This window comes from Pseudomonas sp. AC252 (assembly GCF_979258105.1).
On the sequence record NZ_OZ409837.1, the window covers coordinates 1,041,551 to 1,065,097 of the forward strand.

A 23,547-nucleotide genomic window follows, 5' to 3' on the forward strand; every position below is an offset into this window, starting at 1 on the left:
TAAAGCCGGTATTCAGCCCCCACGGGAGGACTGGCTCGATCCAGTGATACTGTCGATATCCTTGACCTGAGAATAGAAGAAAAGTGTCCCGCGCAAGCCAAATGGAACCAGAAGGCGCCGAATGGTCATTGTGTGAAGTTTGGCGTCAGAGTCGTGACACATTCCACGAAGATCCCCGCAGAGATCAATCTGGAAAAGCATTGTGGGAGCGAGCCTGCTCGCGAAGACGATGGATCAGCCAACTCATTCGTCGACTGATACAGCGCTTTCGCGAGCAGGCTCGCTCCCACAGGGTCTGGCGTGAACTGATCAGGCCGGTTTGGCTTCGGCGAGAGCCTCCTGCGCCAGTTCCTTTTCGGCCTCTTTCAAGTCCTCTTCGCTGACCATCTCGGCGATGTCGCGCAGGCGTTCGACCACTCGCGCATTGATGCTGCCTTCGGGGAATTCGCCGTCGGCATCCGGCTCACCGGCAGGTTCGCCCGCCAGCAGGCTCAACGCTTCATCGGCCTGACGCACCGCATATACATGGAACTGCCCGGCGCGCACGGCGGCCAGGACTTTCTCATCGAGCATCAGCGTGGCGACGTTGGCCTGGGGAATGATCGCGCCCTGTTCGCCGGTCAGGCCACGCGCTTCGCAGAGACGGAAGAAACCTTCGATCTTCTCGTTGACCCCACCGACCGCCTGCACTTCGCCGAACTGGTTGATCGAACCGGTGATAGCGAAACATTGCTTGAGCGGGGTTTTCGACAGCGCCGAAATCAGCGTGCATGCCTCGCCCAGCGACGCACTGTCGCCGTCGACGTAACCGTACGACTGCTCCAGCGCAATGCTCGCCGAGATCGCCAGCGGGAATTCCTGGGCGTAACGGCTGCCTAGATAACCGGTGAGGATCATCACGCCTTTGGAGTGAATCGGCTGGCCAAGGTTGACCTCACGCTCGATGTCGACGATGCCGCTGCCACCCGGGTACACCGTGGCGGAAATCCGCGCCGGCACGCCGAACGCCGAATCACCGACCTCCAGCACCGTCAGCCCGTTGCACTTGCCGACTGCCGCGCCATCGGTGTCGATGAGGATGATCCCGGCGAGCATGTCGTCGAGAATCCGCGCCGAGACCCGCCCGGTGCGGGTAGCCTTGGCTTTCAGCGCACGTTCGATGTGCCCGGCATCGGTCATTTCATCGCCGGCCAGATGACGGATGAAATCCGCCTCGCTGACCAGTTGAAACAGATCGCCAATGCGCGCCGACAAGCGCCCCTGATGTTCGGCCAGCCGTGCACTGTAAGTGGCCAGACGCGCCACCGCATCGGCGGTCAACGGCGCCATGCCTTCTTCCGAAGTGCGGGTTTTCAATAGCTGGGCGAATTGCTCGAGGCTTTCGTCGACCATCGGAATGTCTTCGTCGAAATCGACCAGTACACGGAACATTTCCTGGAAGTCCGGATCGAGGTCCTGCAGCGTGTAATACAGCTGCCGCGCGCCGATGATGATGACTTTGACCTGAAGCGGAATGTGCTGCGGATTCAAGGTCACGGTGGCGAAGCGGCCCATCTCGCCCAGCGGCGATTCCATTTTCAGCTTGCGCGATTGCAGGGCGCGTTTCAGCGCGTCCCACACGAACGGCTCGCTGAGCATTTTTTCCGCTTCAAGTATCAGGAAACCGCCATTGGCGCGATGCAGCGCGCCCGGGCGCAACTGTCGATAGGTCGTATAGAGCGCGCCCTGATCGGTGGTGTACTCGATGCGGCCAAACAGGTTTTCGTAGGTCGGATGCGGCTCGAACACCACTGGCGCACCACCGCTGGCCGGATGCCCGACCACCAGACTCGGTGCGTATTGCTCTTCGAGCAGTTTGCGCGCCACGGCGTCGGTCTTGCTGTCATCGACCAGTTGCTCGACCACGGTTTTCAGCAGGTAGACCTGCATGGCCTGCAAGTAACCGCAGACCGCAGCGTTCTCTGCGTACTTTTCCGACAGCGGCGCGAGCAATGGCTGCAACGCCAACGTGATGGTTTCCTCGTTGAGCGAACGCAGTTGATTGTTCGACTCGCGTTTCCACTGCGGCAGGCTGGCGAGCTCTTCGTTCAGGCGCTCTTCGAGGCCGGAAATGTCATTGTGAAAACGCTCGCGCTCGGCTTCCGGCAACTGGGCGAATTCGGCTTCGTCCAGGGCCTTGCCGTCGAGCATCGGGGTGAAGGCGATGTTGCTGCTGTCGCGGTACAGGGCGACGTCTTTTTCCAGGGCCAGGCGCTCGATGATGTCCAGCGCCTTGTCGTAGCGCTGATTGAACGCGCGGTCGATGGCGCTTTTTTCTGCTGGTAGGACGGGTGCTCGAAGACTGCCGGGAAGGTCGCCAGCAGGTTGTCGATCAAGCCGTTGATGTCGCCGATGAACGAGGCCGCCGTGCCCGATGGCAGCTCCAGTGCGCGCGGTTCGCGCGGCTCATCGAAGTTGTTGACGTAGACCCGGTCCGCCGGGGTCTGCAGGCGCTTGCCTTCGGCCTTCAGGTAGCGTTTGACGAACGAGAAACGGCCGGTGCCGGGCTCGCCCATGACGAATACGTTGTAACCGGGGCGTGGCATCGCCACACCGAACTGCAAGGCTTCGACCGCGCGTTCCTGGCCGAGCACACCGCGAAAGGGCTCCAGATCATTGGTGGTAGTGAAGCTGAACTGTTCAGCGGAAAACGGACGAGTCAGCGCTTCGGGCGCAAGACGCAGGCTGGCAGCAACAGGATCAGGCATCGGGCTTCCTTAACAATCAGGCGGGGCAGGTAGCGGCATTCTGGCGCTGCCCGTGCCCCACTGGCAAGGCGCGCCACATGACAAAGCATAGACAAGCGCGCGGCCGGCCGACGCGTCCCGATAAATCAGAGGTTTATTCCAAATATTTTGCAAAAAGTCACGGAACCGCTGGAACGTGCCTAAACTCCAAACTGCGCGGCTGGAACTAATACCGGCCCACTGACACTTTCGGCGCTGTCCTCGGGCAGAGTACGAAAGGCCAGAACCCTGTCCATTGGTATGCACATAAAGAGAACAAAGCTATGAAACGGATTCTTCTCGGTACTCTCTTCACCGCTGTATCCATCAACGCAATGGCGCAAGCCCCGGGCGGCCCGGATTGCGGTTGGGGCAACATGCTGTTCGAAGGTCAGCGTGGCACCCCGGCGCACTTCCTTGCTTCCACCACCAACGGCACTTCCGGTAACGCTACCTTCGGTATGACCTCCGGCACCAACGGCTGCTCGACCAACGCGTCCCTGACTTATGGCGGCAAATCCTGGTTCGCCATGAATGGCATGATGAACGAGCTGTCCGAAGACATGGCCAAAGGCAACGGCGAAGCGCTGACCACCTATGCCGTGGTACTGGGCGTAGCACCGGAAGACCGCGCACACTTCGCGCAAGTGACCCACGAGCACTTCCAGCAGATCTTCAGCAAAGCTGACGTGACCGCCGAAGACGTGCATACCAACACCCTGGCAGTACTGAAATCGGACCCACGTCTGGCCAAGTACGCAACTCAGGCTTAAGCTCGACCCCACCCGCTTCCTTCGGGAAGCGGGTTTTATTTTGAATACAGTCTGTAGCGAGGGGATTTATCCCCGTTCGGCTGCGAAGCAGTCGTAAAACCTGTGCATGCGATGTATCCGATGCATTGGTGACACAGCTTATGGGGCCGCTTCGCAGCCCAGCGGGGATAAATCCCCTCGCCACAGGGTGTGTGATTACCCCCGATCCGGGATTTGTTTTCTTTCGACTTAAGTTGCCACCTATGCTCAAACGCCTTGCCTGGCTGGCGCTCTGTGTCTGCGCCCCGCTGTCCGCCGCGCCTCACATCGATCCTCAACGTTTGCAGCAACTGGCCAACGACCGCTTCTGGATTTCCCTCGGTCATTACGAAACCGCCAAACTCGGCGGCTGGCGCAGCTATGTCAGCGACAAGAAGTTCTTTCTCGCCCCCGACGGCAACGAGCATCCGGACCGCGAACTGGCCGCCACCGTGCAGGCGCTGTACGCCCCGGCCAGCCTCGGCGAGCAACACGCACAGTGCGTATACCCGGCGCGTACCCGCTGGCTGAAAGCGCAGCTCACCCTCTCCGACTTGCCAACGCCGGAATGCGCCGAATACAAGAAATGGTTCAAGGATGTCTCGCCGCACAGCGCGGTGATGATTTTCCCGGCGGCGTATCTCAACAGTCCTTCGTCGATGTTCGGCCACACTTTGCTGCGCATCGATCAGGCGGATGTGCAGGCCGACAAGACCTCGCTGCTCAGCTATGCGATCAATTTCGGTGCCTACATCGAAGGCTCGGACAACAGCATTCTGTATGCCTGGAAAGGCTTGATGGGCGGCTACCCGGGGCTGTTCGCGCTGGTGCCGTATCAGGAAAAACTCTCGGAATACCGCAGCCTGGAAAACCGCGATCTGTGGGAATACCGGCTCAATCTGACTCAGGAAGAAACCGCACGCATGGTCGAACATGTGTGGGAGCTCAAGCAGATCCAGTTCGACTACTTCTTCTTCGACGAAAACTGCTCGTATCGCTTGCTGGAACTGCTGCAAGTGGCGCGGCCGAGCCTGCGCCTGACCGAACAGTTTCCGCTGACCGCAATCCCGACCGACACCGTCAAAGCGGTGAAAGAGGCCGGGCTGGTCGAACACATCGAATATCGCCCGTCCCGCGAACGTGAACTGCTCAGTCGCGCCGAACCGTTGAGCGATGAAGAACAGCAATGGGTGCTCAAGGTCAGCGCCGATCAAAAAGTCCTGCAAGAGCCAACGTTCAAAGCCCTGCCGCGCGCACGTCAGGCGTTGATCGTTGACGCCGCCTATCGTCTGGAGCGCTACCGCGCCAACGGTCAGGAGCGCGACCCGCAACGAGCGCAGCGCAGTTTCGAACTGCTGCGGGCGATCAACAAGAACCCGGCGCCGGAGCTGGAAATTCCGCAACCCGGTCTGCCCGAAGATGGCCACGAATCGCGCACTTGGCAGGCCGGCCTTGGTACGCGCGGCGATCGTGCATTTGGCGAATACGGCTTGCGCATGGCCTATCACGACCTTAACGACAACGCAGAGAGCTTTCCCCTCGGCGCACAGATCGAGATCCTGCAACTGAAGCTGCGTCAGTACGAAGGCAATGACTGGCAGTTGCAGCAACTGGATCTGGCGACCATTCGTTCGCTGACTCCGCGCAACGAGCTGCTGCAACCGCTGTCGTGGCAAGTCACCGGTGGCCTGGAGCGGGTGCCGGGCAAGCATGACGACGAAACACTGGTCAGCCATGTCAACGGCGGCGGCGGCGGTACCTGGCAATTGGGCGAAGACGTGCTCGGCTTCGCGCTGGGCACGGTGCGCGTGGAGCACAACAACGACTTTGCCGAGTTTGTTTCCCCGGCCGGTGGCTTCAACACCGGGGTGCTGTGGAAAAACCCGCTGGGCAACCTGAGTCTGGAAGCCAAGGGCGACTACTTCTTCAACGGTGAAGTGCGCCGCAGCCTGAGCCTGAATCAGCAGTGGGAGCTGTCGCGCAACCTCGGTTTGCGCCTGACTGCACAGCGTGAATTCAGCCATCTCGCCACGCCGGAAACCGAAGTGATGCTGGAAGTGAAGTGGTATCACTACTGACTTCGAACACAACACAGAACCAATGTGGGAGCGAGCTTGCTCGCGAAAGCGGTGGGTCAGTCGATATTAGAATCGCCTGACAGGACGCCTTCGCGAGCAAGCTCGCTCCCGCAGGGGCTTTGTGGTGTGCAATGGATTTTTCACAGGCCTTCGACAGCCGCCTCATGAATCCCCTTCTAGACTTTCCTTATGAGCCGAGTATCGGCGCGGGAGAGTGCGATGTGGCGGTGCGTGGGGTTGTTGGGCGTTGTATTGGCGCTGGGCGGTTGCCAGACCACCCATGAAGACTTGATCGCCAAGGGTTATCCACCGGCCTTCGCCGACGGTTTCGATGACGGTTGCGTCAGCGGCCGGCAAGCGGCGGGCTCGATCAGCGGCGAGTTTCGCAAGAACGTGCCGCGCTATCTCAAGGACCAGCAATACGCCGACGGCTGGGTCGACGGCTTCCGCCAATGTCAGGCGATGCTCGAAAACAAGGATCGCGAACAGTATCGCAACGAGCATTGGGACGAGCGCGAGCGCGCCTGGCAGCAACAGAAGGACCAGGGCGCCGGGCGGGCTTATCGCTCGCAATAGGTCGCCTGCAGACATCCATTGAAACCAAATGCCGGCAATGATGGCCCAAATCCTTTAACAGGAGGACTTCATGAGTCGCGCATTCGTCAACGAAGACAACGCCGCCGCGCAGGCCGATCAGCCGGTCGAACGTCAGGTCAGCACGCAGCCCAACTACGTCACCCCGCAAGGTCTGGCGCAGTTGCAGGCGAAGGTTACCGAGTTGCAGAGCCTGCACGCCGAGCAAACGGCCAAAGGCGAGCAGGCTGACAAACAGCGCCTGGCCGATCTGCAACGGGATCTGCGTTATTTCACCCAACGTCTGAGCAGCGCCCAAGTCGCAGTCGCTGCGACCTCCACCGACAAGGTGCAGATCGGCAGTTGGGTAACCTTTGCCGATGAACACGACACTGAACACCGCGTGCAACTGGTCGGCGAGGATCAGGCCGACGCCACTCAGGGCCTGATCAACTGGGCCTCACCGCTGGGCGGGGCCTTGCTCGGCGCCCGGCTCAACGATGAAGTGCTCTGGCAGCGGCCTGCCGGCGATCAACTGATCGAAGTGATCCGCATCGAACCGGCTTAAACCACGCCTTGCGCCAACATCGCATCGGCGACTTTGACGAAGCCGGCAATGTTCGCGCCTTTGACGTAATTGACCTGACCGTTGTCTTCGCCGTAATGCACGCAGGCGTGGTGGATCGACTGCATGATCGCGTGCAGCTTGCTGTCGACCTCGCCCGCCGTCCACAGCAGGCGCATGGCGTTCTGCGACATCTCCAGACCACTCACGGCCACGCCGCCGGCATTCGAGGCCTTGCCCGGCGCAAACAGAATGCCGGCCTCGATAAAGATATCCACAGCCTCCAGCGTAGTCGGCATGTTCGCGCCTTCGGCCACACAGACGCAGCCATTGCGCAGCAGCGTGCGTGCGGCTTCGGCGTCGAGTTCGTTCTGTGTTGCGCAGGGCAATGCGATATCGCACGCCAACGACCACGGATGTTGGCCGGCGCGGAATTCCAGAGCATGGGCGCTCGCCAGTTCGCTGATGCGCCCGCGTTTGACGTTCTTCAGCTCCAGCAGCGCCAGCCACTGCTCTTCGCTCAAACCGGCTTCGCAATACAGCGTGCCTTCGGAGTCGGACAGCGAGATCACTTTGCCGCCCAGATCCATGACCTTGCGCGCCGCATATTGCGCAACGTTGCCAGAACCGGAAATTGCCACACGCTTGCCTTCGACGGTCTGCCCACGGCGCTTGAGCATTTCTTCGGCGAAGTACACGCAGCCGAAACCGGTCGCTTCCGGGCGAATCAGGCTGCCGCCGTAGGTCATGCCCTTGCCGGTGAGGACGCTGGTGAACTGGTTGCTCAGGCGCTTGTACTGGCCAAACAGGAAACCGATCTCCCGCGCACCGACGCCGATGTCACCGGCCGGCACGTCGACGTCGGCGCCAATGTGGCGGTACAGCTCGCTCATGAACGCCTGGCAGAAACGCATGACTTCGGCGTCGCTCTTGCCCTTGGGATCGAAATCCGAACCGCCCTTGCCGCCGCCCATGGGCAGCGAGGTCAGCGAGTTCTTGAAGGTCTGCTCAAAAGCGAGGAATTTCAGCACGCCGAGGTTCACCGACGGATGAAAACGCAAGCCGCCCTTGTACGGGCCGATGGCGCTGTTCATCTGGATACGGAAGCCGCGATTGACCTGGACCTTGCCCTGATCGTCGACCCACGACACCCGAAACACCAACGCACGCTCCGGCTCGCAGATGCGCTCGAGAATCCCCGAAGTCAGGTAATGCGGATTGGCTTCAAGAAATGGCCACAGACTGCGCAGGACTTCTTCGACAGCCTGGTGGAATTCGGGTTGATCCGGGTCGCGTTTTTTCAGGCGCGCAAGGAAGGATTCGACGGGTTCGATCATGGGCAAAGTCTCGGCAAATTTATTGTCGTTGGAGGAGATTGGGCCGGACTGTAACAAACGAATTACGCACAGGAACAGAGCAAAATGTCGCAGTTATGAAATTAAATGGTGCACAGGATATAAATCAGGTCGGTTTTTGACCCTGCTTTGCACTCTAATGGTGAGATCAGACTCACGTCATGCACCAACAGTTACACCCCTTCGCGAGCAAGCTCGCTCCCACATTTGAAATGCGTTCTCTTGTGGGAGCGAGCTTGCTCGCGAAGGGTTCGACTCGGTTAAACCTGAAAAACACAGAAAAAAACGGAGCCCGAAGGCTCCGCTCTTTCTCTAACCAACCCGACATCAGGCCAGTTTCTTGTGACGTACCCGGTGAGGCTGGGCCGCTGCTTCGCCGAGGCGCTTTTTGCGGTCAGCTTCGTACTCGGTGTAGTTGCCTTCGAAGAACACCGCTTGCGAGTCGTCTTCGTACGCCAGGATGTGCGTGGCGACACGGTCAAGGAACCACCGATCGTGGGAGATCACAATGGCGGCGCCCGGGAAGTCCAGCAGGGCTTCTTCCAGCGAACGCAGGGTTTCCACGTCGAGGTCGTTGGACGGTTCGTCGAGCAGCAGGACGTTGCCGCCCTCCTTCAGGGTCAGCGCCAGGTGCAGACGACCGCGCTCACCGCCGGACAGATCCTTGACGAACTTCTGCTGGTCGCCGCCCTTGAAGTTGAAGCGACCGACGTAGGTGCGCGACGGGATCTCGTAGTTGCCGATGCGGATCTGGTCGGAACCGTCGGAAATCTGCTGGAACACGGTCTTGCTGCCGTCGAGGTCTTCGCGGCTCTGGTCGACGCAGGCCAGCTGCACGGTTTCACCGATTTCGATGCTGCCCGAATCCGGGGTTTCCTTGCCCATCAGCATGCGGAACAGCGTCGATTTACCGGCACCGTTACCGCCGATCACGCCGACGATGGCGCCCTTCGGCATGGAGAACGACAGGTTGTCGATCAGCACGCGATCGCCGTAGCCCTTGGTGACGTTCTTGAACTCGATGACCTTGTCGCCCAGGCGTGGACCGGCCGGGATGTAGATCTCGTTGGTTTCGCTGCGCTTCTGGAATTCCTGCGATTGCATTTCTTCGAAGCGTTGCAAACGTGCCTTGGATTTCGACTGGCGGGCCTTGGCGCCTTTGCGCACCCATTCCAGTTCTTCTTTCATGGCTTTTTCATGAGCCGACTGCTGCTTGGATTCCTGGGCCAGACGATCGGACTTGGCTTCGAGCCAGCCCGAATAGTTGCCCTCGTAAGGAATGCCCGCGCCGCGGTCGAGTTCCAGAATCCAGCCGGCGACGTTGTCGAGGAAGTAGCGGTCGTGCGTGATCGCAACCACGGTGCCCGGGAAATCGTGGAGGAAATGCTCCAGCCACGCCACCGAATCGGCGTCCAGGTGGTTGGTCGGTTCGTCGAGCAGCAACATGTCCGGAGCGGACAGCAGCAGACGGCACAGGGCGACACGGCGCTTTTCACCACCGGACAGGTGTTCTACTTTCGCGTCCCAAGCCGGCAGACGCAGCGCGTCGGCGGCGACTTCCAGTTGGCGCTCGAGGTTATGGCCGTCGCTGGCCTGCAGGATCGCTTCGAGCTTGGCCTGTTCAGCGGCGAGCTTATCGAAGTCGGCGTCCGGGTCAGCGTAGGCTGCATAGACTTCGTCCAGACGCGCTTGTGCATCCTTGATCACGCTGACCGCTTCCTCGACCACTTCACGCACGGTCTTGGCAGGATCGAGTTGCGGCTCTTGCGGCAGGTAACCGATGTTCAAATCTGGCATCGGACGTGCTTCACCTTCGAACTCGGTATCGACGCCGGCCATGATTTTCAGCAGCGTGGATTTACCCGAACCGTTGAGGCCGAGCACGCCGATCTTGGCGCCGGGGAAGAAGGACAGCGAAATGTTTTTGAGAATTTCCCGCTTCGGCGGAACAACTTTGCCCAGCCGATGCATGGTGAAGACGTATTGAGCCATGGAGAACCTTGGGTCAGTGACAGATGAATGATTGGAGCGCAGGCGATGCCTGGCCAGACTGTGCGCGTCGTTCACTTGATCACGATCAATGCGTGCGCGCTGGAAAAAGTCTGATTGTAGGGGCTGGAACGCCCCCGTCTAACCGGCAAAGCTACCTGAATGACCGATGGCAGTCCAGCCGAGAGGGGCTGGCACTTAGCCACGAGTCAAGGCATGCTAGCCGCCCTTCGGGCGTCCGGCTTATAGTGCACGTCGCGCCAGTCCAGCCAAATCGCAGGATCACAGCTTGACCAATGTCACTCCGCCAGCCTCTGTGAGCAGCACCCCACCGGCGCCCGGCTCGCCCCTGCGCGGAACATTAAAGGGTGCGCTGGCCACCCTCGTGCTGTTATTGCTCGCGTTGCTGTTCTGGCAACTGCTCGATCAATTGCGCGAAACCCAGAAGAATCAGCGTCAGTACACCATCGATTACACCGCCGACCTTGCCGCCCAGGTCAGCCTGAACATGGCGCTGAACGCGCAAATCGCCCTCAACCTGCTACCGATCGTCGAACAACCGCAAACCGCCGACGAACAGCAGATGCTCCTGCGCAAGTTGCAACGCTCGCTGCCCGACCTGCGCAGCATGGCCCTGCTCTCGCCCTCCGGCCGGATCATCAGCGACAGCGCCACTGACAGCTCCGACGCCGATTACCTGTCCGAACTGGTGCGCCGCAGCCGCGCCCAGGCGCACTACTTCAGCAATGCCGATGACGGCTCGGTGGTGCATCTGCTGCTGCATCAGGCCAGCGGCAGCAGTCGTGGTTACTGGGCGTTGCGCTTGACGCCGACCTTCTTCGATTCGCTGACCAAACAGGACGCCACCGCCCTGCGCCCGCTGTGGCTGGTGGAAAACCGCCTCAACCACCAGATCATCAGCCGCGAGGCCGGGCTGCCGTCAAACAAGGCTGGCGGGTTGACGCCCGACGATGTCGCCAACACCGTGCTGACCGTGCCGCTGAGCAGTAGCGACTGGCAACTGCGCGGGCTGTTCGACCGCCAGCGCGTACTGGAAGAATTGCTGCCGGCGTTCATCGGAAAATGCCTGCTCGGCCTGGCGTTCTCGATGTTGCCAGTGATCGCGCTGCTGAACATGCGTCGGCGCCAGCGCCAAGTGCATGAAGGTCGGCGGCGCTATCAGGATATTTTCGAAGGCACCGGCGTGGCCTTGTGCGTGCTTGACCTGTCCGGCCTCAAGCAGATGTTCGACAAGACGCAGATCCAGACCAGCGACCAGCTCAAGGCCTGGCTGGACCAGCCGCAGCAGCGCCAGCAGTTGCTTGCGGAAATGCGCGTCACCGAGGTCAATCAGGTCGCCCTGCAACTGCTCGATGTGCACTCCTGCGACGATGCCTGGCAACTGCTGATCGACGGCCAGCGCCATCCGCAGTGCGCGATCGGTCAGCAGATTCTCGACGCCGTCCTGCAGCAGCAGAAGCAGCTGGAACTGGAAATCAAACTGCCCAACAGCAACGGTCGCGACCAGCACTTGTGGATGGTCCTGCGCCTGCCAAGCGAGCAGCACGACTATAAAGCCGTAATCCTCAGCATCAATGACATCACCAGCCGCAAGCTGATCGAGCTGTCGCTGCTGGAGCGTGAGGGTTTCTGGTCGGACGTGGTGCGCACCGTTCCGGATCATCTGTATGTGCAGGACGTGATCAGCCAGCGGATGATTTTCAGCAACCACCACCTCGGCCAGACCCTGGGCTACAACCGCACCGAACTGCATCAGATGGGCGAGTACTTCTGGGAAATCCTCCTGCACCCGGAAGACGCCGACTATTACCATCGTTCGCGGCAGTTGCAGCGCCACGCCGGTTACAGCCAGTTGTTGCAATGCCAGTTGCGCTTCCGCCATCGCGACGGCAAGTGGCGGCGCTTCGACATCCGTGAACAGGCGCTGGCGAGGGACAAGCACGATCAGGTCACGCGGATCATCGGTGTGGCCAAGGACATCACCGAACAGATCGAGGCCAGCGAATCGCTGCGTGACAGCGAGCAGCGCTACCGCATGCTCGCCGAAAGCATCAGCGACGTGATTTTCTCCACTGACAGCAAGCTCTCGCTGAACTATGTCAGCCCCTCGGTGCAAGCCGTGCTCGGTTACAACGCCGAGTGGATTTTCCAGAACGGCTGGCAATCGACCATCGCCAACCCCGGGCAATTGAACGGCATCTACGCGCTGATGGACCGCGTCAGCAAAGCGCTGGACAAGCCCGAGCAACTGGCATTGTTGCGCAATCAGGTGCAAACGCAGTTGTTCCTCTTCGATTGCCTGCGCGCCGACGGCCGCAAGATTCCGATCGAGCTGCGCCTGGTGCTGGTGTGGGACGAACACGGCGCGTTCGAAGGCGTGCTCGGCGTCGGCCGCGATATCAGTCAACAGCGCCGTGCCGAAAAAGATTTGCGCATGGCCGCCACGGTATTCGAGCACTCCACCTCGGCGATCCTGATCACCGACCCGGCCGGCTACATCGTCCAGGCCAACGAAGCCTTCAGTCGGGTCAGCGGCTACAGCGTCGGCGAAGTCCTCGACCAGTTGCCAAACATGCTCACCGTCGACGAGCAGCAGGATGCCCACCTGCGCTATGTGCTCAAGCAGTTGCACGAGCACAGCACCTGGGAAGGCGAGGTGTGGATGAAGCGCCGCAACGGCGAGCATTACCCGGCGTGGGTCGGCATCACTGCCGTACTCGACGACGAGGGCGATCTGGCCAGTTACGTGTGCTTCTTCAGCGACATCAGCGAGCGCAAGGCCAGCGAGCAGCGCATCCACCGCCTCGCCTATTACGACGCTCTCACCCACCTGCCGAACCGCACGCTGTTCCAGGATCGGCTGCATACCGCGCTGCAAGCGGCCGAACGGCAGAAGTCGTGGGTGGTGCTGATGTTCCTCGACCTCGACCGTTTCAAACCGATCAACGATTCCTTGGGCCACGCCGCCGGCGACCGCATGCTCAAGGATATGGCCACGCGCCTGCTGGCCTGCGTCGATGACGACGACACCGTGGCGCGCATGGGCGGCGACGAATTCACCTTGCTGCTGCAGCATCGCTCCAACCGCGAACTGGCGCTGAACCGGGCGATTCATGTCGCCGAGCAGATTCTCGCCAGCTTGGTGCGGCCGTTCGTGCTCGAGGGTCGTGAGTTCTTCGTCACCGCCAGTATCGGCATCGCGTTGAGCCCGCAGGACGGCAACGAACTCAGCCAGTTGATGAAGAACGCCGACACGGCGATGTACCACGCCAAGGAACGCGGCAAGAACAACTTCCAGTTCTATCAGGCCGACATGAACGCCAGTGCGCTGGAGCGTCTGGAGCTGGAAAGCGATTTGCGCCATGCGCTGGAGCAGAACGAATTCGTCCTGTATTACCAACCGCAGTTCAGCGGCGACGGCAAACGTCTGACCGGCGCCGAAGCACTGCTGCGCTGGCGCCATCCCCGTCGCGGACTGGTACCGCCGGGGGATTTCATTCCGGTGCTGGAAGAGCTCGGCCTGGTGGTGGATGTTGGCGACTGGGTCATCAGCGAGGCCTGTCGACAGCTGAAAACCTGGCACCAGCAACGGGTGCGGGTGCCGAAGGTGTCGGTGAACATCTCCGCACGGCAGTTTTCCGATGGCCAGTTGGGCACCCGAATCGCGACGATCTTGCGCGAAACCGGCCTGCCCCCGGCGTGTCTGGAACTGGAGCTGACCGAAAGTATCCTGATGCGCGAAGTCAGCGAGGCAATGCAGATTCTCGCCGGATTGAAAAACCTCGGCCTGAGTATCGCGGTCGACGACTTCGGCACCGGTTATTCATCGCTGAACTACCTCAAACAATTCCCGATCGACGTGCTGAAGATCGACCGCACCTTCGTCGATGGCCTGCCGTCCGGCGAACAGGACGCGCAGATCGCCCGGGCGATTATCGCCATGGCCCACAGCCTGAATCTGGCGGTGATCGCCGAGGGCGTGGAAACCCACGAGCAACTGGACTTCCTGCGTGAGCACGGTTGCGATGAAGTGCAGGGATATCTGTTCGGCCGGCCGATGCCGGCGGGACGGTTCGAGGCGCAGTTCAGCAATGATGCGCTTTTCATGTTCGACTGACCTGAGCCGCTTCGGGCGGCTCAGGTCAGTCGAACATGAAGAGGAGCTGCAGCTTGCAGCTTGAAGCCCGCTTATCCACAACCTGACTGTGTTTCATAGCCCTTCTAAAAGCGGTTGAGTTAGAATGCCCCCTTTTCTGCCCCCGATCCTTGAGGACCGCCATGTTCAGCCGTGATTTGACTATTGCCAAGTACGACGCCGACCTTTTTGCCGCCATGGAGCAAGAAGCTCAGCGTCAGGAAGAACACATTGAGCTGATCGCTTCGGAAAACTACACCAGCCCAGCGGTGATGGAAGCTCAAGGCTCGGTCCTGACCAACAAGTACGCCGAAGGCTATCCGGGCAAGCGCTACTACGGTGGTTGCGAGTACGTTGACGTGGTTGAACAACTGGCCATCGACCGCGCCAAGGAACTGTTCGGCGCCGATTACGCCAACGTTCAGCCGCACGCCGGTTCGCAAGCCAACGCTGCGGTGTACCTGGCGCTGCTGTCGGCTGGCGACACCATTCTGGGCATGAGCCTGGCCCACGGCGGTCACCTGACCCACGGCGCCAGTGTTTCCTCCTCGGGCAAGCTGTACAACGCCATCCAATACGGCATCGACGCCAACGGCCTGATCGACTACGACGAAGTCGAGCGCCCGGCGGTCGAGCACAAGCCGAAAATGATCGTTGCCGGTTTCTCGGCCTACTCGCAGATCCTCGACTTCCCGCGCTTCCGCGAAATTGCCGACAAGGTCGGCGCTTACCTGTTCGTCGACATGGCTCACGTCGCCGGTCTGGTTGCCGCGGGCGTCTACCCGAACCCGGTGCCGTTCGCCGACGTCGTGACCACCACCACCCACAAGACCCTGCGCGGTCCACGTGGCGGTCTGATCCTGGCCAAAGCGAACGCCGAGATCGAGAAGAAGCTCAATTCCGCAGTATTCCCGGGCGCCCAGGGTGGCCCGCTGGAGCACGTGATCGCGGCCAAGGCGATCTGCTTCAAGGAAGCGCTGCAGCCTGAATTCAAGGCTTACCAGCAACAAGTGGTGAAGAACGCCAAGGCCATGGCCGAAGTGTTCATCGCGCGCGGTTTTGACGTGGTTTCGGGCGGTACTGAAAACCACCTGTTCCTGCTGTCGCTGATCAAGCAGGACATCTCCGGTAAAGACGCCGACGCCGCATTGGGCAAAGCGTTCATCACCGTGAACAAGAACTCCGTGCCTAACGATCCACGCTCGCCGTTCGTGACTTCCGGCCTGCGCTTCGGTACTCCGGCTGTAACCACCCGTGGCTTCAAAGAGGCCGAGTGCAAAGAGCTGGCCGGCTGGATCTGCGACATCCTGGCTGACCTGAACAACGAAGCGGTAATCGACGCCGTTCGTGAGAAAGTCAAAACCATCTGCAAGAAACTGCCAGTGTACGGTGCTTGATAAGCCCCGTTAACCTGCATAAAAGAACCGGCCAACATTGGCCGGTTTTTTTATGGCCAGTCATCAGATAACTCAATACCACCCGAAGAAAACTGCAATCTGCTAATCCCGTCCCGCAGGGCTTTTCATCCCTTTTTTCAAACCAAACTCTTGCAACACAGATGCAAACCGCCACAAATGAAAACCGCTTAGTCTGAAACCCGACTTGATAAAAGGGTTTCGTCATGACGAGCAATATCGAAAAATCTTTCATTGCAACATTGAGAATGTTCGACCACAGAGTCGGCTTTCTTGAACACCTGTACGGCAAACCGGCGATGGCTACCATCAGTCTGTTCAGCGGCGGTTTTTATACCGGACGTCCGCAAATACGGGATCAATCCCACTTGCTCGGCATCCGGATCAACGAGCAGAGCGGCAGGATAAAGCCGTTGAAGCTGCACTTCGGTCATACCCCTGACGGCTATATCCTCACCGTAAAAAACCAGGGGCCCTATTTCAATCAGGTGATCAGCAATCACTGGCTGGACACTGTCGAGGCCGTTAAGCCAGACACTGACAGCCCGAGCAAGTTTGTCCTCCTCGACCGTTATGGCACCGCTATTACCCGGGACAACTTACAGGCCGAACACACACCCGTTTGTTTGAAACTGGAAAGCCACGACTACTTGGGCGGCATAAAAATCAGAAGTTTGCCGTACGTCTATCTGGGCAAAACCGAAGAGCGCTCGAAAATCACCTTCATCCTGAGCGTTGTCGAAAGACATGTACCTGACATCAAAAGGTGAGCCACTTCCCATCCGGCAACAGACAGCCTTACCGTTTTTCGCAAATGCTCAAGACCGGGCCTTTCCGGCAACTGGTAAGACCGGTCATGCCAATTGTCTAAATTTCTCCTTGCGAACCTGGAAAACCTGCGCCTAGACTGCGCCTGCACTGGACATACCGGTAAGACCACAATAATTAAGTCCTGAATCCGCTGCGCCACGCGTACGGCAGCCAGGACACCGACCCAGGATTCCTCCCATGCTCAGATGGTGCTCGCGTTCAATTTTCCTCCAAGTGGTTCTCGGACTGATGCTCGGCATCGTCTGCGGGCTGACCCTTCCGGAATACTCGGCCCAGCTCAAACCGCTTGGCGATGGCTTCATCAAATTGATCAAGATGCTGATCGGCCTGATCGTGTTCTGCGTGGTCGTCAGCGGTATCAGCGGCGCGGGCGATCTGAAGAAGGTCGGGCGCATCGGCCTCAAGTCGGTGATCTACTTTGAAGTGCTGACCACCATCGCTCTGGTGATCGGTCTGGTGTTCGCCTTCAGCACCGGCATTGGCAGCGGCGCGAACATTCATCTGGAGCAGCTCTCCAGCGCCGACATGGGCGACCTCGCCGAGCGCGGCCAGCACATGCACACCACCACGCAGTTTCTGATGGATCTGATCCCGACCTCGGTGATCGGCGCCTTCGCCGACAACAACATTCTGCAGGTACTGCTGTTCTCGGTGCTGTTCGGCAGTGCACTGAATCTGGTCGGCGAAGCCGCTTCCGGGATTTCGCGGCTGATCAACGAACTGAGCCATGTGATCTTCCGCATCATGGGCATGATCGTGCGGCTGGCGCCGATCGGCGTGTTCGGCGCCATCGCCTTCACCACCAGCAAATACGGCCTCGATTCGCTGCAGCACCTGGGCAGTCTGGTCGGCTTGTTCTACCTGACCTGCGTTGCTTTTGTCAGTGTGATTCTCGGCCTGGTCATGCGCGCGTCCGGTCTGCGCATGTGGCCGCTGCTCAAATACCTGCGTGAAGAACTGCTGATTGTCATGGGCACCGCCTCTTCCGACGCCGTGCTGCCGCAGATCATGCGCAAGCTCGAACACCTCGGCATCGGCAGCTCGACCGTCGGCCTGGTGATCCCGACCGGGTACTCGTTCAACCTCGACGGTTTCTCGATCTACCTGACCCTGGCCATCGTGTTCATCGCCAATGCCACCGGCACACCGCTGGCGATGACCGATCTGCTGACGATTCTGCTGGTGTCGCTGATTACCTCCAAAGGTGCCCATGGCATTCCCGGTTCGGCGCTGGTGATCCTCGCGGCGACACTGACGGCGATCCCGGCGATTCCCGTAGTCGGTCTGGTGCTGGTATTGGCCGTGGACTGGTTCATGGGCATCGGCCGCGCGCTGACCAATCTGATCGGCAACTGCGTCGCCACCGTGGCCATCGCCCGCTGGGAAAAGGACATCGACGTGCAGCGCGCGAACAAGGTGCTCAACGGCGAGCAGGGCTATAACTTTCAACCGCGAAAAACCGTCGCTCAGGCGGCGGCCAAAGAATTTTGAATGAGTGCCGTGCCTGCCAATGCGCAGGCACGGCCCAGGGAGCCAGTACGTGATTACAACTTCAACCGTCGTCAACTCAGTGGTGGAAAAACTCCGCGCCGCGTTGGCCCGAGGGCAGTGGCGCTCCGGCGACATGCTGCCGGGCCAGCGCGAACTGGCCGAACAACTGGGCATCAGCCGGCCGAGCCTGCGCGAAGCGGTGATCGTCCTCGAAACCCTCGGTCTGGTGCGTTCGATGCCGGGCAAAGGCGTGGTCGTACTCGACGTGCAACTCAGCGACACTCAGAGCCACGACAGCGCGGTGGCCGGCGCCAGTCTCGAAGACGTGCTGCAACTGCGCTACACCCTTGAGCCGTTCATTGTCGGGCTGGTCGCGCAATCGATCAGCAGCAAGGAAGTCGGCCAGTTGCGCCTGACCCTGATGGACATGCGCGAAGCCCTCGAGGCCGGTGACAGTGAAGCCGGGGTCAGCGCCTACATCGCCTTCCACGAAGAACTGTTCACCCTGACCTCGAACCCGATTTTCCAGAGCGTGGTGCAGCAGACCAGTAACGCGCTCAAGCAAAGCGCCGAAGTGTTGCGCAATTCCCCGGAACATCTGGCCGAACGCCTGGAAGAAAACGAAGCCGTGGTCCGCGCGATCCGCAGTAAGAACAGCGCTCAGGCCAGCGCCGAAATGCGCCGGCACATTCTGCGCGAAGGCCAGCGCATGGGCGTTGAGCTGAACATCCCGGACGACAACCTGCCCACCTGATTTGCCAGGAGAACGGCCATGAACAGTTTTGCTTCAGCGTCCCACGCGCATTCGACCGCCCTGCCCGTCTCTCGCTTGGGCACGCCGACGGAGGATCTGTATCCGCGACTGTTCGATGCGATCCTCGAGCGGCGAATCGATGAAGGCTGCCGGTTCACCGAGGACAGTCTGAAGGCGATGTTCAGCGCCAGCCGTGCCGATGTGCGCCGCGTGCTGACGCAACTGTCCCACGAGCAGATCGTGGTGTTGCGCGCCAATCATCGACCGCGAGTGGCCGCGCCTGATCGGGAACTGATCCGGCAGACCTTGCATGCGCGGCGGCTGGCTGAGAACACCTTGGTGCGGTTGGCTTGTCAGCGTCCGCAGCCAGACGATTTGAAATGCTTGAGCACGTTGATAGCGCGCGAGAAGCGCGCCATCGAGCAGAATCGGCGCGGGGCGGCGATTCGCTTGTCGGGAGACTTTCATCTGCAGTTGGCGCGTATGGCGGGAAATCTGCCGCTGGCGCATTTTCTGCGCAGTCTGGTGCCGCTGACGTCGCTGGCGATTGCGCGAAGTCAGTGTTCGACGCGAAGCTGTTGCGCATGGCAGGAGCATTTGGCGTTGGTTGAGGTTGTGGAGCGAGGTGATGTTTCCAAGGCCGGGATGCTGATGAATCGGCATCTGGATCATCTTGAGCTGACACTGCTGGGCACAACCTTTCAACATTGTGTTGTGAGTTAAATCGCCATCGCGGGCAAGCCCGCTCCCACAGGGTTATTTGTCGCTCACAGATTGTGGGTACACCAATAAACCTGTGGGAGCGGGCTTGCCCGCGATGGCGTCAGTGCTGACACCGAAAAATCATCAGTCAGAAGCTACCCTGGCAAACCCCGCCCGAATCTTCTCTTCCGGCAAGTCATCGGCAATAAACACGATCACGCTCTCCCGCGCCTCGCCCTCGGCCCATTCGGTGTCCCAGTCGAAACCATAGAGTTTCAGCACACCCTGAAACACCAGCCGCCGGTCTTCGCCGGCAATGTTCAGCACGCCTTTGTAGCGCAGCAATTGCTTGCCGTGCTCTTCCAGCAGTTCGTTCATGAATTCGCTGAGTTGATCGATATCCAGCGCCTGATCGGTGCGCAGCACCAGACTGGAGATGCGATCGATCGACGGCGCCTTGCTCACCGGACGCAGGCTCAAACCGCCGCCCAGATCAGCATTGAGGTTGAAACCACGCACATCCAACAGTTCGGCCAGATCGATGTTGCCATGCTCGACCACGCGGATCGGCGCGCGGCGGTTGATTCGGGTGAGGCGTTCGCTCAGCGCGGTAAACGTCGGCTCATCGACCAGATCAGTCTTGCTCACCAGCAAGCGATCAGCGAAACCGATTTGCGCCTGGGCGATGGTCTGAGTCAGGTGCACATCGGCGTGGGCAGCGTCGACCAGGGTGATAATGCCGTCGAGCAAGTAACGCTCGCGCAGCTCTTCGTCGATGAAAAACGTCTGCGCCACCGGCGCGGGATCGGCCAGACCGGTGCACTCGATCACCAGACGGTCGAAGGCAATCTCGCCGCTATCCAGGCGCTCGAGCAGCAAGTACAGCGCCTTGGTCAAGTCGGTGTGAATGGTGCAACAGACGCAGCCGTTGGCCAGAGTCATGACTTGCACCGGCTCGTCACCCAGCAATTGGGTGTCGATGCCGGCGTCGCTGAATTCGTTCTCGATCACGGCGATTTTCAGACCGTGCTCGGCTTTCAATAGATGACGCAGCAAAGTGGTCTTGCCGGCGCCGAGGAAACCGCTGAGTACCGTTACCGGAATGGGAGAAGACAAAACCCGATCTCCTGAAAAGAACACAAAAACAAATGTGGGAGCGAGCCTGCTCGCGAAAGCGGTGTGCCAGTCAAATCATTCATCAACTGACACTCCGTATTCGCGAGCAGGCTCGCTCCCACAGGGGATTACCTCAACCTGATGCTGTCAGCTCAACAGCACTTCGGCCCACCCTTGCCACCGTAACGGGCCTCCTGACGTTCGCGAAAGAACATCTCGTAGCTCATCACCGGTTTGTCCGGGTGTTTGGTTTGCATATGCTCGACGTAGGTGTCGTAGTCGGGCATGCCGACCATCAGGCGCGCGGCCTGACCGAGGTATTTACCGAGGCGACTCAGGTCATTGAACATGGTGCAATCCTCTGGTTACGCATCCGGCAGGGCCTGGAATGGCGATTCTTTATCCGTACGCTCTTTTTTGCCCCAGGCGGCGATGCCGACCTTGAGCGCATAGAACAGGATGCTGAACACCACGAACAGGAACAGCGCGGTGAGTGTGGCGTTGGTGTAGGCGTTGAAGATCACGTGCTGCATCTGCTCAACGCTTTTTGCCGGTGCCAGCACCTGACCGTTGGCCAGCGCATCGCTGTACTTCTTGGCCAGGGACAGGAAGCCGATCGCCGGGTTGGCATCGAACAGCTTGATGAAGCCAGCCGTGGTGGTGCAGATCAACAGCCAGGTGGCCGGCAACAGCGTGACCCAGATATAGCGCTGACGCTTCATCTTGATCAGAACCACGGTGCCGAGCATCAGCGCGATACCGGCGAGCATCTGGTTGGAGATACCGAACAACGGCCACAGGGTGTTGATGCCGCCCAGTGGATCGATCACGCCCTGATACAGCAACCAGCCCCACATCGCCACACAACCGGCGGTGGCGATCAGGTTGGCACCCCACGACTCAGTACGTTTCAGCGCCGGTACGAAGGAGCCGAGCAGATCCTGCAGCATGAAGCGCCCGGCACGGGTACCGGCGTCGACAGCGGTGAGGATGAACAGCGCTTCGAACAGGATCGCGAAGTGGTACCAGAACGCCATGGTGTTTTCACCCGGCAGGACACTGTGCAGGATCTGCGCAATACCGACCGCCAGCGTCGGCGCACCACCGGCGCGAGCCAGGATGGTGGTTTCGCCGATGTCATGGGCAACCGCTTGCAGCGCTTCCGGCGTAATCGCAAAGCCCCAGCTCGTGACAACCTGCGCCACCGAAGCGACGTCACTGCCGACGACTGCGGCCGGGCTGTTCATGGCGAAGTACACGCCTGGCTCGATCACCGAAGCGGCAACCATGGCCATGATCGCCACGAACGATTCCATCAGCATGCCGCCGTAACCGATGTAGCGGGCGTTGGTTTCGTTATCCAAAAGCTTCGGCGTGGTGCCCGACGAGATCAGTGCGTGGAAACCCGATACCGCGCCGCAGGCGATGGTGATGAACAGGAACGGGAACAGACCGCCCTTCCACACCGGGCCAGTACCGTCGACAAACTGGGTCAGCGCCGGCATTTTCAGCTCGGGCATGGTGATCAGGATGCCGATCGCCAGGGCGACGATGGTGCCGATCTTGAGGAAGGTCGACAGGTAGTCACGCGGCGCCAGGATCAGCCACACCGGCAGCGAAGCGGCGACAAAGCCGTAACCGACCAGCATCCAGGTAATCTGCACACCAGTGAAGGTGAAGGCTTTGGCCCATACCGGATCGGCAGCGATCTGCCCGCCCAGCCAGATCGAACCGAGCAGCAGCAACACACCGACCACGGAGATTTCGCCGATGCGACCCGGGCGGATGTAGCGCATGTAGATGCCCATGAACATCGCGATCGGGATGGTCGCCATCACGGTGAAGATGCCCCACGGGCTCTCGGCGAGGGCCTTGACCACGATCAGCGCCAGCACCGCGAGGATGATGATCATGATCAGGAAGCAGCCGAACAGTGCGATAGTGCCGGGAATCCGGCCCATTTCTTCACGCACCATATCGCCCAGGGAACGGCCGTTGCGTCGGGTCGACATGAACAGGACCATGAAGTCCTGCACCGCGCCCGCCAGCACCACACCGGCAATCAGCCAGAGTGTACCGGGCAGATACCCCATCTGCGCCGCCAGCACCGGACCGACCAGCGGCCCCGCGCCAGCGATGGCCGCGAAGTGGTGACCGAAAAGAATGTGTTTGTTGGTCGGCACATAGTCCAGACCATCGTTGTTGAGCACGGCGGGGGTGGCCCGACGCGGATCCAGTTGCATCACGTTGTTGGCGATGAACAGACTGTAGTAACGGTACGCAACCAGATAAATGGCCACGGCAGCGACCACAATCCACAAGGCGTTGATCGCCTCGCCGCGGCGCAATGCCACTACGCCGAGGGCGCACGCTCCTACGATTGCCAGCACGAGCCAGGGTAAGTGGCGCAGCAGGCTATTATTATTTTTCATTTTATTATTCCAGCCAGGGTGGACAAGAAAGACAGCCACCCCGAGTTTAGCGCTTACGGCGCCAAAGGCCATACCCCGACATAGGTCTAGACGCCTTAGTGATTGGCTGGCGCCCGCATTCGCGGTCTATAGTCAGCGAACCTTCATGAGGATTGCGCCATGAGCGAGCACCCTGCCAATCGACGTCGTTTCAAACGTATTGCGTTCGATGCCCGAACCGAGCTGAAACAGGGCGAGTACATCTGGCCGGTCAAACTGATCGACCTGTCGCTCAAGGGCCTGCTGATCGAGCGACCGGAGCCGTGGCTCGGGGATAAAGACCAGGACTTCTTCGTCGACATTCATCTGAGCGAAGACGTCGATATCGAAATGGACGTGCATCTGGCCCACGAGGAAAACGGCCACTTGGGGTTTATCTGCCGGCACATCAGCCTGGAATCGATCCAGCGCCTGCGCCGCTTGATCGAACTGAATCTGGCGGATGAGGCCGAGCTGGAGCGCGAACTGGGTGCACTGATCGAAATCTAGGCCCCC

Annotated in this window: 16 protein-coding genes and 1 pseudogene; 11 read left to right on the top strand and 6 right to left on the bottom strand. The window is 60.0% G+C overall.

The features are described 5' to 3' along the window. Nucleotides 1–309: 309 nt before the first annotated feature. A pseudogene (locus ACZZZ4_RS04875) lies at nucleotides 310–2,747 on the bottom strand (Lon protease family protein). A gap of 302 nt (nucleotides 2,748–3,049) precedes the next feature. Here ACZZZ4_RS04875 and ACZZZ4_RS04880 point away from each other — a divergent pair. From ACZZZ4_RS04880 to ACZZZ4_RS04895, 4 genes are all read left to right on the top strand, one after another. Then, entirely contained in the window at nucleotides 3,050–3,538 is a 489-nt protein-coding gene (locus tag ACZZZ4_RS04880; RefSeq protein ID WP_016773112.1) for a DUF3015 domain-containing protein, read from the top strand. A 242-nt stretch (nucleotides 3,539–3,780) separates the two neighbouring features. Further along, entirely contained in the window at nucleotides 3,781–5,634 is a 1,854-nt protein-coding gene (locus tag ACZZZ4_RS04885; protein ID WP_463547345.1) for an Lnb N-terminal periplasmic domain-containing protein, read from the top strand. A gap of 219 nt (nucleotides 5,635–5,853) precedes the next feature. After that, entirely contained in the window at nucleotides 5,854–6,210 is a 357-nt protein-coding gene (locus ACZZZ4_RS04890; RefSeq protein ID WP_129999789.1) for a hypothetical protein, read from the top strand. Between the two features lie 70 nt (nucleotides 6,211–6,280). After that, nucleotides 6,281–6,775 (top strand): GreA/GreB family elongation factor, encoded by a 495-nt coding sequence (locus tag ACZZZ4_RS04895; protein WP_463547346.1) that lies wholly within the window; start codon nucleotides 6,281–6,283, stop codon nucleotides 6,773–6,775. Here the strand turns inward: ACZZZ4_RS04895 and gdhA are convergent. Beyond that, a complete protein-coding gene (gene gdhA / locus ACZZZ4_RS04900; RefSeq protein WP_463547347.1) occupies nucleotides 6,772–8,109 on the bottom strand; it encodes an NADP-specific glutamate dehydrogenase in 1,338 nt (445 codons plus the stop codon). The genes ACZZZ4_RS04895 and gdhA overlap by 4 nt on opposite strands. Nucleotides 8,110–8,454: 345 nt before the next feature. After that, the gene (gene ettA / locus ACZZZ4_RS04905; protein WP_016773108.1) at nucleotides 8,455–10,119 is read right to left on the bottom strand and encodes an energy-dependent translational throttle protein EttA; all 1,665 of its coding nucleotides are present in this window, start codon (nucleotides 10,117–10,119) and stop codon (nucleotides 8,455–8,457) included. Nucleotides 10,120–10,405: 286 nt separating this feature from the next. Here ettA and morA point away from each other — a divergent pair, with 286 nt between their 5' ends. From morA to ACZZZ4_RS04935, 6 genes are all read left to right on the top strand, one after another. Further along, the gene (morA, locus tag ACZZZ4_RS04910; RefSeq protein ID WP_463547348.1) at nucleotides 10,406–14,254 is read left to right on the top strand and encodes a cyclic di-GMP receptor MorA; all 3,849 of its coding nucleotides are present in this window, start codon (nucleotides 10,406–10,408) and stop codon (nucleotides 14,252–14,254) included. Between the two features lie 161 nt (nucleotides 14,255–14,415). Beyond that, nucleotides 14,416–15,669, top strand: coding sequence for a serine hydroxymethyltransferase (gene glyA, locus ACZZZ4_RS04915; RefSeq protein WP_463547349.1), 1,254 nt, complete (start codon nucleotides 14,416–14,418; stop codon nucleotides 15,667–15,669). Between the two features lie 224 nt (nucleotides 15,670–15,893). Continuing rightward, nucleotides 15,894–16,457, top strand: coding sequence for a hypothetical protein (locus ACZZZ4_RS04920; RefSeq protein ID WP_415761373.1), 564 nt, complete (start codon nucleotides 15,894–15,896; stop codon nucleotides 16,455–16,457). A gap of 238 nt (nucleotides 16,458–16,695) precedes the next feature. Beyond that, nucleotides 16,696–18,009, top strand: coding sequence for a C4-dicarboxylate transporter DctA (locus ACZZZ4_RS04925; protein WP_310406968.1), 1,314 nt, complete (start codon nucleotides 16,696–16,698; stop codon nucleotides 18,007–18,009). Between the two features lie 49 nt (nucleotides 18,010–18,058). Next, on the top strand, nucleotides 18,059–18,763 hold the full coding sequence (locus tag ACZZZ4_RS04930; protein ID WP_039761732.1) for a FadR/GntR family transcriptional regulator: 705 nt from the start codon (nucleotides 18,059–18,061) through the stop codon (nucleotides 18,761–18,763). An 18-nt stretch (nucleotides 18,764–18,781) separates the two neighbouring features. Then, nucleotides 18,782–19,486 (top strand): GntR family transcriptional regulator, encoded by a 705-nt coding sequence (locus ACZZZ4_RS04935; protein WP_463547350.1) that lies wholly within the window; start codon nucleotides 18,782–18,784, stop codon nucleotides 19,484–19,486. A 123-nt stretch (nucleotides 19,487–19,609) separates the two neighbouring features. On the opposite strand, the gene yjiA is transcribed toward ACZZZ4_RS04935, so the two are convergent. The 3 genes from yjiA to ACZZZ4_RS04950 all read right to left on the bottom strand — a co-directional run bounded on the left by yjiA (nucleotide 19,610) and on the right by ACZZZ4_RS04950 (nucleotide 23,013). Next, nucleotides 19,610–20,581, bottom strand: coding sequence for a GTPase (gene yjiA / locus ACZZZ4_RS04940; protein ID WP_463547351.1), 972 nt, complete (start codon nucleotides 20,579–20,581; stop codon nucleotides 19,610–19,612). Between the two features lie 152 nt (nucleotides 20,582–20,733). Continuing rightward, on the bottom strand, nucleotides 20,734–20,931 hold the full coding sequence (locus ACZZZ4_RS04945) for a YbdD/YjiX family protein (protein ID WP_003228401.1): 198 nt from the start codon (nucleotides 20,929–20,931) through the stop codon (nucleotides 20,734–20,736). Nucleotides 20,932–20,946: 15 nt separating this feature from the next. Beyond that, nucleotides 20,947–23,013 (bottom strand): carbon starvation CstA family protein, encoded by a 2,067-nt coding sequence (locus tag ACZZZ4_RS04950; RefSeq protein WP_016773099.1) that lies wholly within the window; start codon nucleotides 23,011–23,013, stop codon nucleotides 20,947–20,949. 159 nt (nucleotides 23,014–23,172) lie between these two features. Between ACZZZ4_RS04950 and ACZZZ4_RS04955 the strand changes: the two genes are divergently transcribed. Beyond that, nucleotides 23,173–23,541 carry a PilZ domain-containing protein gene (locus tag ACZZZ4_RS04955; protein WP_039761738.1) on the top strand — a complete coding sequence of 123 codons (369 nt, stop codon included), beginning with the start codon at nucleotides 23,173–23,175 and terminating at the stop codon, nucleotides 23,539–23,541. The last annotated feature ends 6 nt before the right edge of the window (nucleotides 23,542–23,547 follow it).